General features: G+C 27.3%; 6 protein-coding genes. 4 read left to right on the plus strand and 2 right to left on the minus strand.

Going from position 1 to position 15884, the window contains the following annotated elements:
* Positions 1–252 precede the first annotated feature (252 nt).
* From dut to pta, 3 genes are all read left to right on the plus strand, one after another.
* Positions 253–711, plus strand: coding sequence for a dUTP diphosphatase (dut, locus tag GFV14_RS00995; protein ID WP_457914662.1), 459 nt, complete (start codon positions 253–255; stop codon positions 709–711).
* 3311 nt (positions 712–4022) lie between these two features.
* On the plus strand, positions 4023–5225 hold the full coding sequence (locus tag GFV14_RS01000; protein WP_457914488.1) for an acetate kinase: 1203 nt from the start codon (positions 4023–4025) through the stop codon (positions 5223–5225).
* 84 nt (positions 5226–5309) lie between these two features.
* Positions 5310–7481 carry a phosphate acetyltransferase gene (gene pta, locus GFV14_RS01005; RefSeq protein WP_457914489.1) on the plus strand — a complete coding sequence of 724 codons (2172 nt, stop codon included), beginning with the start codon at positions 5310–5312 and terminating at the stop codon, positions 7479–7481.
* 843 nt (positions 7482–8324) lie between these two features.
* Here pta and GFV14_RS01010 read toward each other — a convergent pair.
* Complete coding sequence (locus GFV14_RS01010; RefSeq protein ID WP_457914490.1) at positions 8325–9491, minus strand: nucleotide sugar dehydrogenase; 1167 nt, start codon at positions 9489–9491, stop codon at positions 8325–8327.
* 49 nt (positions 9492–9540) lie between these two features.
* Entirely contained in the window at positions 9541–10554 is a 1014-nt protein-coding gene (locus GFV14_RS01015) for an NAD-dependent epimerase/dehydratase family protein (protein WP_457914491.1), read from the minus strand.
* A 4033-nt stretch (positions 10555–14587) separates the two neighbouring features.
* On the opposite strand from GFV14_RS01015, the gene yihA reads away from it, so the two are divergent.
* Entirely contained in the window at positions 14588–15199 is a 612-nt protein-coding gene (gene yihA, locus GFV14_RS01020) for a ribosome biogenesis GTP-binding protein YihA/YsxC (RefSeq protein ID WP_457914492.1), read from the plus strand.
* Positions 15200–15884 lie beyond the last annotated feature (685 nt).

Raw genomic sequence — 15884 nt, forward strand, 5'->3', positions numbered from 1 at the left:
TTTAATTGATTGTATTGTCGATTTTTATGTTATTGAGTTTTTAGATGAATTTAAAGTGTTTAGAATGTTTTGTTAAAATGTTAATATACAACAGCTGAACGTGATTTATTTGATGATGCTTCTATGTATTAATAATGATTTTAATAGTTATAAAATAGATTATGTTTTAGTATTTTTAGTAAGATTTATCTATTATATAGTAGTAAATTTTAATTAAGTGACTATTTATTTATTGAGATACGTGAACTCAACATTATGAAAATTATTGACCTGAAAATTATTGATTCCCGTGTTGGCAATGTATTTCCTTTGCCAAAGTATGCTACTAATGGTTCTGCTGGTTTAGATTTGCGTGCTTGTATTGACACACCAATTAAGTTAATGCCAAATCAAACAGAACTTATTCCAACTGGGTTAGCTATTCATATTTCTGATGCACAACTTACTGCAGTTATTTTACCTCGTTCAGGACTCGGGCATCAGCACGGTATTGTTCTTGGGAATCTTATTGGTTTAATTGACTCGGATTATCAAGGTCAATTAATGGTATCTATTTGGAATAGAGGTGCTAACACTTTCACTATTACACCTAGTGAACGTATAGCTCAAATGGTGTTTGTTTCTATTACACAGGTACAATTTAATATTGTAGATTATTTTGAATCTACTGAACGTGCAGAAGGTGGTTTTGGACATTCTGGATGTCAATAAATATTAAAAAATTAAGTTATATTTAATATTGCTAAGTTTTCTCATTGAACTATATCTATATTTCTAATAATAGCATAAACATTGCATTAGTAAATAAACTGCAAATATATAATATATAATTATAAAATTTTCCACTGTAAGTAGTGGTTAATAAATACATAGGTTTTATAATGTCATTTATATCATATAGATTTTTTGCTTTTAAAATTTTTATAGAAAGAACTTTTTCCTAAGATTATAGTCTATGTAAATTATTTGACTATTTACTTCATTGTATCTCTTTTGTGTTGTAGATTTTTTATGTACTGAAGGTAATAACTTAAGTATTTTTTGTGCTTTTAGCAGGATCATTATTACATATACTAATACAGCTATAAAAATGTAACCGGCCAATGTAATCAGTTATAAAAATATTATTATTACTTGTGTAAATCCTAGAAACTCAATTAATAGACAACACATTAAAATCATAATATTTATAATAAAAGACTAGCCTATTAAAGGCTGTGTCTTATAGTTTTTTAAAATTAACTAAAACTCTTAATAGCTTAATAAGTTTATTAAAACAGATTAATTTTATCTGATCTGATAAAAAGATTAGGATGGTAAATGAGTTGAAAAATATTTAAACAAATTTATTTTTATTTTTTAGAAAAAAATAAATGCATATTTTCGATAGTTAAGATGTATGAAATGTTTGTGTATGATTGTAGATCGTTAAAAATTATTGTTAATAAAAAATGTTTTCTAGGGATTTTCTTAATAAGTATTACTATATGCGACTATTGTAAATTTTGAAAAGTATAATTGATAGAATAGAGTCAAAGTGACTGAAAATAGGTATTAAAAAATGTAATAGTAGGTTTATGTTATCAGTAGTGGCACCTTTGACATAATTATCATGATTATTGCTACGAACATAGTGTGAAGAATACAGACAGAAATGCTTATATTACTGTATATACTAAAATGTAACTCTATAAAATAGCAATAATTATAAAAAATGTTAGAGATAGAAAGCACGTATTTTACAACTCATCTACAGTATAAAAATTTTATAATTCAATGTCTTATTATTTTTTTGATGAAATAGATAAAATATTTTTAGACAATGAGTATTATCTTTTAAGTAAAATTATTAAGATAGTGCAATATAATTAGCTCTATATTGTAATGTAATCCTACAACGTTTTATTATTGCACACACATTAAACTAGTATTATAATGTTTGGCAATATGAATGCACTATAAAAGATATTTAAATACTGTGTTTTCTATTATGTAATTTAGTATGCATGTTATTATTATTAACTTAGTATTGAGTTATTTTGTGTGTTTAGAGATTATTTCTAGTAATAGTCCTCAGAACTATATCGAAAGTAACAATCTCGCTGATTATACCTTATTTATTTAGACGTATAAGTGCAATTTATTGCATTGAGTAATACAATCATAACTTTAGTCTGAGATGTATTGCATGTTGTCTCATAAATTAAACATTTTGTTATCTTACGCTCACTGAAAAAAGAAATTAAAGTTGCGTTACAGTTGCATCGATTATTTTTTTATAGATACATTGATTATTATTTTAGCGCTAAAATAGTTAATTAATTTTCTTAAACACTGTTAAAATGCAATAGAAATATTTTTATTTCATTTGGTTTATTATGCATTGAACGCATAATAATTTTATTATAGATATATAAAATACTGAGAAGAGTATAAATAGAAAATATAAAAATAATACATATATATTGACTATATACATGTTTTTGAGTATAAATTATTATTGAGATTGTCATAGTAAGTATAATTTTTTTCTGGTACTGAAACGAGCATGCAGTTTAAACCACGAGTTACTATAACTACATAAAAATTAGGAGTTGTATATAAATACATTAGTATTTTAAAAATTGTTTATGTTATTATATGATAATTATTTATACGTATTTTGATTTTATTTAATATGAGTTCTATTAATCATTAATCATTAATCATTAATCATTAATCATTAATCATTAATCAGTTATAAATGAAGACTACGTTTGATAATATGTTAAAAAACGCTAATAGTTATTTGCATTTTTATATTTAGAATAATTATTATTATATATTAATGTATATTACATAATACGTTATTTATCATTGATTTCTATCATAATTGCATGGAAAATTTTCATATTACTTTTTGTTAAAAAACTTAACTTATATCTCATGCAGAAGCGATTTCTTTGCTTTCTTAGAGACAATTTTAAGTAATATAACTAAAGATGTATGATAAAACTGATGCTCAATCATTGTAAAAGTCATTTTTTTGCATAAATTGTATGATTTTCGTAAAATTAATTAAGTAAATCTTCAGGTAATAAGAATAGCGTTTTTTGATTTAATCACTACAAACTTTACATCAGAAAATTATACAAAATGAAGCTGTATCGAGTATATAGCCTAGCTTACTATAAAAAGTCATTTGTTAAATTAAGGTAAATATAGAAATTGTCAGTATACAACGGATACTAAATAAATTGTTTTGAGCATGAATATTATGGGAAATATGAAGGAAAATTTTTATTAGAAATATTTTTAGATACAGATCGCCTAGCCTAAGTAAATTGAAAAATCTAGAAGTGAATTGTCTGATCTACTCATTAATACTGTCCTATGTGCTATTAATGTGCTATCTGCAAGCAATGTATAAATACGATATGTATTTTCATACTCTTTACTTACATCGCATTTTTGACATGTATAAATAATAAATGTTAATTATTTATACATGTCAAAAATATTCTTTAACAAAAAATCGATTATTTTAATTAGAGTAACTCATTAAATGAGCATTTTATACAATATTAATAAATAATATAATTCTTATGATGTTAATCAATAAAGTATGTTATTTTTAAAAAGAATTTAATATATGAATATTTAGTAAGATTTTTCTATTTAGTCATTTTGTATAATTTTGATATTCAGTATACTGATGCGTCTAACTAGTACATCGTTACTTTAAAAAACAGGGTGAAGTATTTTAATCAGTTTATAACATTAGGATAGGTTAATTTTATTTATTATTTTAATATCAATCATTAAATGTTTAAATTTTATAAATATACTTGTATTTGAATGGATAAAATTTTTTAAAATATTAAATATCTTATTGATGTTTAATATTTCCACTAATTGATGAAATCAATCATGCGATGTTAGATGTTAAATGTAGTAAGTTTTAGTCGCTCATTGTTTTATAATATTTTTATATAATCTTGCAATTAAATGTGTCATAATAACAATTAACGATAGGTATTGCCATGTCAAACAAGCTGGTACTGGTTTTAAACTATGGTAGTTCATCACTGAAATTTGCCATCATTGATCCAACTAATGGAAATGAATATTTATCTGGTCTTTCTGAATGCTTTAATCTTCCTGAAGCCCGTATAAAATGGAAAATAGACGGTAATAAATATGAAGTGCCCTTAGGGGCAAAAACTGCACATAGTGCAGCACTCAATTTCGTTGTTACTACTATTCTTGCGAAAAAACCAGAATTGTCTGAAAAAATAGTCTCAATTGGTCATCGAATTGTTCATGGTGGTGAAAAATTTACTTCATCTGTTCTAATCAATGATAATGTTATAAAAGGGATTGAAATAGCAATCCCATTTGCACCCTTGCACAATCCAGCACAATTGATTGGTATTAAAGAAGCTAAAAAATTGTTTCCACATTTAGTTGATAAAAACGTTGCAGTATTTGACACTGCATTTCACCAAACTATGCCAGAAAAATCTTATCTTTATGCACTTCCATATGAACTATATAAAAATCACGGAATCCGGCGTTATGGGGCTCATGGTAGTAGCCATTTTTATGTTTCTCGTGAAGCAGCTAAAAAATTAAACAAACCTCTTGAAGAACTTAATGCTATTAGTTGTCACTTAGGTAATGGTGGTTCAGTGACTGCTATTGTCAATGGGAAAAGCGTTGATACTTCTATGGGTTTAACGCCATTAGAAGGTATAGTTATGGGAACTCGAAGTGGTGATATTGATCCTGCAATTGTTTTTTATTTACATAATACTTTAAATATGAGCATAGAAAACATTAATAAAATGATGACTCAAGAGTCTGGTCTTTTGGGTTTAACTGGTGTGACTAGTGATTGCCGTTATATTGAAAATAATTATGATACTAAAGATGAAGCTAAGCGTGCAATGGATATTTTTTGTCACCGCTTAGCAAAATACGTTAGTGGATACAGTTCGCTGATGGAAGGTCGTCTTGACGCACTTATCTTTACTGGTGGTATTGGTGAAAACTCCGCTCATGTGCGTAAACTTACATTAAAACAATTAGTTCTTCTTGGTTTTATATGTGATGATCAACGTAACTTGTCCGCACGTTTTGGAAAAGAGGGTCTAATCACCACTGATCATAGTCGTCCTGCTCTTGTTATCCCAACAAATGAAGAGTTGGTGATTGCTCAAGATTCTGCTCGTTTAACTATATAAGGTATTTCAATCACGGCTAAAAAATAACACTGCTGTATTTTTTGATACCGTTTTATCATAGAATAACCGATAAAAGAGGTTTTCGTGTCTCGAACAATTCTATTAATTCCTACCGGTACTAGTGTTGGGCTTACTAGTATCAGCTTTGGCATCGTCCGTGCAATGGAACAAAACAGTGTTCAACTAAGCGTTTTTAAACCTATCGCTCAGCCACGCATTTCCGGCAATAACGATCAGACTACTGCTATTTTACGATTTCACTCTAGCCTTACTACCATTGTAGAGCCATTAAAAATGGAATATGTTGAGTCACTGTTGACTGCTTCACAAAAAGACGTGCTGATGGAAGAGATTGTTGCTCGTTATCACCAGCAAACTAAAAATGCTGAAGTAGTGCTAATCGAAGGTTTAGTTCCAACCTGTAAACACTCCTTTGCACAATCACTAAACTATGATATAGCTAAAACACTCGGTGCAGAAATTGTTTTTGTTACTGCTCCAGGAAATCGCAGTATTTCTCAAATGCATGAACGTCTTGAATTAGTGCGTAATGAATTTGGCGGGCCGCGTAACAAAAATATTGTTGGTGTTATTGTAAACAAAGTTAACGCACCTGTTGATGAACAAGGCAGAACACGCCCTGATTTATCTGAATTTTTTGATGATTCAACAAAAGTGATTGTATCCAATATTACTCCTAAAGATTTAGAGTGTTTGAACCTACCGGTTCTTGCGTCCATTCCTTGGAACTGTGACTTGATTGCAACGCGTGCTCTTGATATGGCAAAACACTTGAACGCTATAATTATAAACAAAGGTGAAATTAAGACTCGACGCGTTAAATCTGTGATTTTTTGTTCACGAAGCATTTTAAATATGTTGCAGTATTTCCGTCCGGGTGCTCTTTTGGTAACTTCTGCAGATCGTCCTGATGTATTAGTGTCAGTATCTCTTGCTGCAATGAATGGTGTAGAAATTGGTGCATTGCTATTAACTGGAGGTTATAATATTGATGATCCTATTCGACAGCTATGTGAGCAAGCATTTTCAACAGGCTTACCAGTTTTTATGGTAAAAAGTAATACTTGGCAAACTTCGTTAAACCTACAAAGTTTTAGTTTAGAAGTTCCTGCAGATGATCATGAGCGTATAGAAAAAATTCAAAATTATATAGCTAACTACATTAGCAAAACATGGATTGAATCTTTGGTCTCTGACTCAGAACGCCCTCACTGTTTATCTCCACCAGCTTTTCGTTATCAATTAACTAAGCTAGCACGTAAAGCAAGTAAACGTATTATTCTACCAGAAGGTGATGAGCCACGTACAATTAAAGCAGCCTCCATCTGTGCTGAGCGTGGTATCGCAACCTGTGTTCTTTTAGGTAAACCAAAAGAAATCCTTCGTGTAGCTTCTATTCAAGGCATTGAACTAGGGTCTGGTGTTGAAATTCTAGATCCAATCAAAGTGTGTGAAGGCTATGTCGCTCGCTTGCTTGATTTACGTAAGAATAAAGGGATGACTGAAATTATTGCTCGTGAACAACTTACAGACAGAGTGGTTTTAGGTACATTAATGTTAGAAAAAGGTGAAGTTGATGGATTAGTTTCAGGTGCAGTGCATACTACGGCTCATACTATTCGTCCATCTCTTCAATTAATTAAGACTGCATCCGGTAGTTCTTTAGTCTCTTCTATCTTTTTTATGCTCTTACCTGAGCAAGTGTTTGTTTATGGTGATTGTGCCATAAATCCGGATCCAACTGCTGAGCAATTGTCTGAGATTGCCATCCAATCTGCTGATTCTGCAAAAGCTTTTGGTATTGATCCACGTGTTGCAATGATTTCTTACTCAACAGGTAATTCTGGAGCAGGTAGTGATGTTGAAAAAGTTTGTGAAGCAACTCGCTTAGCACAAGAAAAACGTCCTGATTTAATCATTGATGGTCCACTACAGTATGATGCTGCGGTGATGGCAGATGTAGCTAAATCAAAAGCATTAAATTCACCTGTTGCAGGTAAAGCAACAGTATTTATTTTCCCAGATTTGAATACCGGTAACACCACTTATAAAGCAGTGCAACGTTCAGCGGATCTTGTTTCTATTGGTCCAATGCTACAAGGTATGCGAAAGCCTGTGAACGACTTATCTCGTGGTGCACTAGTAGACGATATTGTTTATACTGTTGCACTGACAGCTATTCAAGCTGCACAAAATGAAAAAAATAATGATAATGTTATTAATAATATTAAATGAATTGCAAATTAATGAGGCATCTTAATGAGTTAACTTATTTTATTTTGATTTCCTTAACTATTAGTTATTATCTAAATTTATTTTAATAAAAATCTTTTTTATATTTTTTTGGTATATTACAATTTTAAAATAGTCATGTGCTCGATTACCTAGTAAGTATTACTCAATTAGATTATCGAACATTTATTTAAACTCTTGTGACTAATATTAGAGGTTCATGACCGTGATATGCACGTTAACTCTCAAATAAGTACTATTGTAAGTGATTTTATTGTTAATATAGAAAAACATGATTTGAGTACTAAGGTTTTATAATAAATATTATAGTATTCTTCGAGTGTAATAAGTACTATAATTTGAGACTAGTTTTTGATCATGCACGAGATTGCATTCATTAAGCACTGATTTATCAAATAAATATTTTAATATTTTAAAAGCTTTTACGCTGAATATAAATTCAGTTATTGATATTAATTTTAAAAATATATCTTTCTATCACAACGTTAAAATTATAGTCTAAGTTGATAAAATATAAGTTTCAAGATTAATCAAAATATCTTAATATAAAATAAAAGTATATTTACAGTCAGACAATATAAAAAAGTTCTCATGCTTTTATTGAGCTCAGGATTATTTATTGCACTATAATTATCACATTGAATATACAATTATATTTTATTATACTAAATGCATTGTGAATTTATTAAAATAAGCAATTATTATATTGTTGAAAGTACTGTTTGTTTTAATAGTTTGTAAAAATACAGATAATTATTTATGTAATTTTGATAAATTAGACAAAATAGACAATACAAATTTTAAATTTTATCAACATATTACAAATTAGTCATTACCGAAAATATCACGAGTATATACTTTCTCAGTAACATCTTCTAGCTCAGACACCATTCGGTTAGCAAGAATAATATCGCAATCTGCTTTAAATTCAGCTAAATCACGATAAACTTTAGAACAGAAGAATTCATCTTCTTTCAGCACTGGTTCATATACGATAACTTCAATGCCTTTTTCTTTAATCCGTTTCATCACACCTTGCACTGCGGAAGCTCGGAAATTGTCGGAAGAAGACTTCATGACTAAGCGATATACACCCACTTTACGTGGTGCTTTAGCAATGATAGTATCTGAGATAAAGTTTTTACGAGTACAATTCGATTTGACAATCGCGTTAATTAAGTTATTTGGTACATCATCGTAGTTGGCTAGCAACTGTTTTGTATCTTTCGGTAAGCAATAACCACCATAACCAAAGGATGGGTTATTATAGTAGTTCCCAATTCTTGGGTCTAATGAAATCCCTTCAATAATTTGTCGGGCATTCAATCCACGGCTTTCAGCATAGGTATCAAGTTCATTGAAATACGCTACACGCATTGCCAAGTATGTATTTGAAAATAATTTAATAGCCTCTGCTTCAGTGCCATCAGTAAACAGAATTGGAACATCTTTTTTTATTGCTCCTTCAAGGAGCAAATCAGCAAAAATTTCAGCGCGATTAGAACGTTCTCCTACAATAATACGTGATGGGTAGAGGTTATCATATAAGGCGCTACCTTCACGTAAAAACTCTGGTGAAAAAATTACATTAGTATAACCAAATTCTTTCCGTAAACGTTCAGTAAATCCAACAGGAATAGTGGATTTAACAATATTAGTTGCTTCAGGGTTGATTTTCTGTACATCATAAATAACTGATTCAACTAATTTAGTATTGAAGTAGTTAGTTTTTGGATCATCATCAGTAGGGGTCGCGACAATTACATACTCGGCATTAGAATAAGCCTCAACCTTATCTTCAGTTGCCCGAAAATTTAAGTTTTTTTCACGTAAAAATAGTTCGATTTCAGCATCAATAATCGGGGATTGTTTATTATTTAACATCGCGACTTTTTCAGAAACGACATCAATAGCTACAACTTCGTGATTTTGCGATAGTAACATAGCATTAGACAGACCGACATAACCTGTTCCAGCAATTGCGATTTTCAAAACTAACCTCTCAAATCTATTTTTAGATGTAACAAGTAACACTAATGAATCATAAGTTAGAGACTAATTCGTAGTAAGATTGATACCATTCAACAAATGCTTTTACTCCTTTTTCAATAGAAACTTGTGGGCGATATCCAGTGACAGAAAAAAAATCTTCTGTATCAGCGCAAGTTGTATAAACATCTCCAGGTTGCATTGGTAAGAAGTTTTTAATAGCTTGTTTACCTAATAAACTTTCAAGTACTGCAATAAAATCAATCAACTGAACTGGCTGACCATTACCAATATTATATAAACGGTAATACTCACTACTTGATGTAGACGCAGGCAATCTATTTTTTAAATTCATTGGAGGAATAATATCGGAAATTCTGATAACGCCTTCCACGATGTCATCAATAAAAGTAAAATCACGGCTTAAATTACCATTATTATATATATCTATTGGTTCATTTGCTAAAATTGCTTTTGTAAATTTAAATAATGCCATATCTGGGCGACCCCATGGACCATACACACTAAAGAAGCGTAGCCCTGTTGTTGGAAGTTGATAAAGATATGAATATGAATGTGCCATTAATTCATTAGATTTTTTAGTTGCAGCATATAATGATACTGGGTGATCCGTAGGTATATTTTGGTTAAATGGTGTTTGATCGGTCATACCATACACTGCACTGGAAGAGGCATAGACTAAGTGTTTAATTTTAGCTTTACGGCATCCTTCCAGAATAGCTAAATGACCATTAAGGTTACTATCTGCATATGCAAATGGGTTTTTTAATGAATAACGTACACCTGCTTGTGCTGCAAGATGAATTACGCGATCAAAATCTTCTTGCGTACAAAGTACGATAATTTTTTCGTAATCAGTAATATCGAGATGAATGAATCGAAAATGAGAATATTGTTCAAGAATATCTAGACGAGATTGTTTAAGTCCTTGATCATAATATGAATTCATATTATCTATACCAACAACTTCATGCCAATTTTCTAGTAGACGCTGACATAGACTAAAACCAATAAATCCTGCACTTCCGGTAACTAAATATTTCATTGTAATTGTCTTTTAGCTTAAAATCTTTTTGAAAGTTCAGTATGAGATGTTACATGTTATTCTGTATATATGATTAATAAAATTAGCAATAGTTTACTTGATACAAAATAAACAGTGCGTCAAGAATAAGTGATTAGGTTTATAAATTTAAAGAGGATTAATAAAATTTAATGAATGTCATGTAATATTGTTATACTTTAAGTACTTTACTGGTTACTATCATTTTACTAACAAGTTATTTAGATTAACATAGTGCATTAAATTATTGAGTCCTAATAATACATTGGCTTAACATTGTATGTTTCCTGAGTGAATAGTATCATGAATTATAACTTTATAGGCAGGAACAAATTATAATTGTTCGTTCATCTACTACAAGTATATACTTTATCTATCTACATAAAATAATTAATAGTCTTATTTCAGTATGGCTAGCTTAAGGATTTCGGTAGTTTACTTAAAAATAAACGCCAGATCTAAAAAATTCGATCTAAGATCTAAGAGTTTCTTGAAAATCTTTTAAATTTAATTTTTCATGAATGTTATCTAAATACTAAAATTTTATAAAATAACGTAATTGGAGAATTATTTCAATTCCTTGATTTTTTCTGTTCAACAAATAATAATGTACATGTTGAGAAAAATCACAATCATAATTTATATAAGGTGTTTTATTTTTTTTTATATTATTCAATTATTTACTAATATCATATTTTCCCGGGTATGTATATAGAAAGAAGTGCTATATTATATTTTGAAAATATGGAAAAATAAATTATTAGAAATGTATCTCATTCTTCTGGTAAGAAAAGTTGAAAAAGATAGTTCAATAATATCAATATTATCACTATACGTAACATTCAGTACGTGCATACAATTTGTGATATAGTTTTATAATATACGTAAGCAATTATAAGCATGAAATAATACATCATAGTAGATACTTAAAGTGTTTTCTATTAAATAGCAGTAATGCAAGACGATGTCACGGATATAAAAAGTATTTTAATGATTTTAAGGCCACATAAAATTACTTGTATGCGTCAAGTGTATGTTAGTAGATTATAGTTATATATTTGAAATATTTATCAATAGAAAATATCATATATTTACTGTAATTATGGAGATTGAAAAACGCAATTGATTCTATATTTTGAATTTGATATTAAAGTATTCATGTATTAAACGTACATTAACTGCAATGAAATGTCTTTAAATATGGAAAAATTCTGAGAAAATATTTTAATACTAAATTAAAGTTTGTGAATATAAAGTTTAATCTTTTAATTATTGTATAACAATACTTCTATAAATTTTTAATATTATTACAGAGTAACACACTAGTGCATTTAGAATTCTCCATGATAGTGTAAGATCGCTATAAATTTTCTGATAAAATTAATTTAATGATATTCCATAATATAATTTTTTTGAACGTGATAATAGACATCGTTAGTTTTTAGTCAGATTATTTGTGTTTTCATACTAGAATAAATTAACAAAATTTTATGAGTATTGATACAATATGTTTTTAAATTATAAATATCTAATTACTTTAAAGTCAAAACGATCCACGTGTAATATTTTAATTTTATTACAATCTTTATATTATTATTGTTTTTGTTTTAAATCTTTGACTTAAGTGCAATAGAGTTAAATATTTTTACAGATTGTCTAAATATTTTCAGAAATTTTTTGCAGTTTTTTAAATCATAATTTAATAAATAGAGTGAATATTACTACTGCAAATGACAGCATGATTGTTTAGTTAATGGTTGCCATGACATTTAATCATGAAGGATTTGAGATGGTATCATCGACTGTTGTTATGTAGTTTTGAGATCTTTTTTATTTTTTTAGATGAATATTATATGAGATTGAATTAATGAATGAATTTAGATCAATAAAAAATTTTTAAAATTATGATAAAATATATAGGAAGATTTTCGTTTTTTTGTATATTTTACATATGTTTTAAGTTTTTCAGGTAAATGGAAAATTGATTTATCCTTAAGAATTATATTGTTAGAATATATTATAATGGGAATTTTATAAAATTCACCTATACGTTGTTATTGGTCATTCTAAACTTTTTAAGTTAATCCTATATATTGAATTATACTTGACTAAGATTTAGAAAATATCTTAAAATAAATGTAATAAGAATCTTTTTAAATAATTTTATAGTTTTATTTTATTTTATGAATAGCATTAACATGCTTATTTCTTTGATTACTTTACTAAAAAATATTGTTTAATTTAGATTAGATGCTCATATAAAATTTTTTTATCATTTCTTTTAAATATAATTTCTGTTATTATTCTCATTGAGAATATGAGAAGTGTACTGCCTAATGTTGATTAATAAATTAAATTTTTATTCCAGTAACTAAATACATATACGTTTTGAGAAGTCAATGTGTATAAATGTTCTATATTACTGTATATCTATAAAATATTCACTAGTGAGAGATATTTATAGTACTTTTTTAGAAAAATACTTCATATTATTATTATTTGAAAATTGTGTAAAAAAATATTCAGAAGTAATGTCTAGATATTCTGAATAAAGTGTTAAAATATAGCTATTTATTTTCTATCAGGATTAGCGTGATAGACTAGTGTTATTTAGTAACTGTATATGTAATGAGTATTAAAATACATATAAGTTGATCGGACTAATATGATGTTAGTAAAAATTTTTTAGTATTATGATGTATACTAAATAGTATATACTTAAGAGTTTCTGAATGTAATTTTAGTGATGACTAAAAATTCAGGGACAGAGAAATATTCTATCATCTTTATCGTCAGTAGCATAAAATTACTGAAATTTTTAATTATATAAGTAAATGGTATTTATACAAATAATATTTTTAAATGGTTTGTATTATATCAAGTGCTTTATTTTTTATAGAATAAATCAAAATGTATTTAACACTGTTAGTGTAATTTTTAAAGTATTAAAATACTTTAATGTAGATGAAGAGAGGTAAAATAATTTTTCTAAATTTAAAAGTACTGCAAAAATGATTTAAATGCTTGTCTTTGATTTATAAATCTAGTATTTATTTTCTTACAGTTGTGTAAAAAATACTAAATTCTTTTTGAAGAAAAAGGTTAGAAACATTAATAAAAACTAGTTAATTTGCAGTTTTTCATTTTCAGTATATTTTATGGCAATTCTTTTGTGTTAATTATATTACTTGTTATCATATTTTCTCTTAATTATAAGCAAAGTTATTTTTTAAGATCTTTTTTAAAAAATATGCTGCATTATAAAAAGCAGAGAATGCACGACATACTTTGATTCCGCTCTAACAACTCCACTTGACATATTACCAAAAAAAATTAATCGTTATTGATATTTTGGCAGTTAAAACTTTTAATTAATATTATTTAAAAAATGATTAATGTAATATTAGTCTCTTTAGTAACAATACTAAAGAAATATTTTCAATAGAGTAAAAGATGAGAAAAGAAATCAATGCTTTATAGAATTTAACATTCTATTAATTTTTATATCTGAAATGATCTCAGTTATAAAATATAATTAAGTGTAGATATCTTGAGAAGCTTATTACATTGAGCATTATGATTAGTACAACTCAATATTTTATTCATTTACTAATGTTTGGTAGGAAATATGAAAATTTTTCTAAATATTGATATTAAGTGATAACAATTAAATTATACATTAATAGATGCACTTAATTATTTTTTATGACTTAAAAATATTTTTTCAAATGCTTCATGATTCTTTAAAAATAAAATTATAATATAATTTCTTTATGTGTTTCTGTTTTTTAAGGTCATAAAGTGATTTACTATATTTCTAAATAACGCAATATCAATTCATGCAACAAGTAAAGTTATACTGATAGCTAAAATATAGTATGTAAAATTACATTACTGAGTAATCTGAATTTATATAAAGTATAAAATATAATGAAATTAGTTGATTATTACTTGGTTTATTAAGAGGTAGTGTTTATAATTTTTTGTTTTTAAGGTTCGTACAGAGAAAAAATTAATGACAATCAAAAAGCACCTATATCACATGACAAAATTTCTCCTTAGTGCACCTGATATCCATCATTTACCAAAAGATAGTGGCATGGAAGTTGTTTTTATAGGCAGTTCTAATGTGGGAAAATCTAGTGTATTAAATGCATTAACACAACACCAAAACTTAGCTAGAACTAGTAAAACACCTGGTCGAACACAATTCATTAATCTTTTTGAAGTAGAAGAAGGTATTCGCCTTGTTGATCTTCCAGGATACGGTTACTCTGCAGTTTCAAAAGAAATGAAGCGTAAATGGCAATATATGCTGTGTGAATACCTAGAAAAACGAGAATGCATTAAAGGATTGATTGTACTGATGGATATTCGACATCCACTGAAATATCTCGATATAAAAATTCTAAAATGGTCTATAAATATGAAACTTTCTGTTTTAGTACTATTAACTAAAGCAGATAAATTTGCTTCTGGTAAAAGAAGAAAACAACTTATTGATGTACGCCAAGCTCTTAACTTATTTAACGGTGATTTAGAAGTGGAATATTTCTCTGTACTAAAAAAAATTGGTATTGATAAATTACGCATCAAATTAGATTATTGGTACAATATACCAGCTTAAATCTTCGCATTTTATGCGAATCAAATTATAGAGTAATAGTAATAACATTTAGTCAATCTTATAAATTTAAAATACAATTTTTTTTGAATCAAAATATTACTTGATAAGTTAATATTCAATTAAATCTGATTATATAAAATACATCTAAAAGATAGAATATCTTATATAAATTTAATTTATATACTTTTTATTTTTGTAGATAAATATATACTTAATATAAGAAAGTAAATAAAATTTTTAAAAGCATAAAAATCTTAATATTAAATACTTATTCTGAATCAGTAATAGAATATATAATATATATGATATTATTTTTAATAACAAGTACTTTTTATTAAAAAATATAAATTTATGTTAGTTTTAAATAAATTACTGTCATTATATTGAAAATTGTATTTTACCAACTAAATTAATTCCAATTTAGAGTTGATAATAAGCGTAATATTATTAAAAAGTTAACAAACTTATTTAAGGTTTCTGTTTAAAATATGATAGCTATCATATTGATGTTAAAAATAAAATTTAATAAAATCCGTAAAATTAAAAATTTTGTCTCTAAAATAGAAGTGTATAATGTAGAGACTTTTATATTATAACTCGAAAGTAAATAAATCGATTATTTATTGCATTTTAGGAAATTAAATTAGCTGAATAGCATGACTAATAGTCATTCTTAAAAATTGTA

The sequence above is a fragment of the Candidatus Hartigia pinicola genome (assembly GCA_020541205.1).
GTDB lineage: Bacteria > Pseudomonadota > Gammaproteobacteria > Enterobacterales > Enterobacteriaceae > Hartigia > Hartigia pinicola.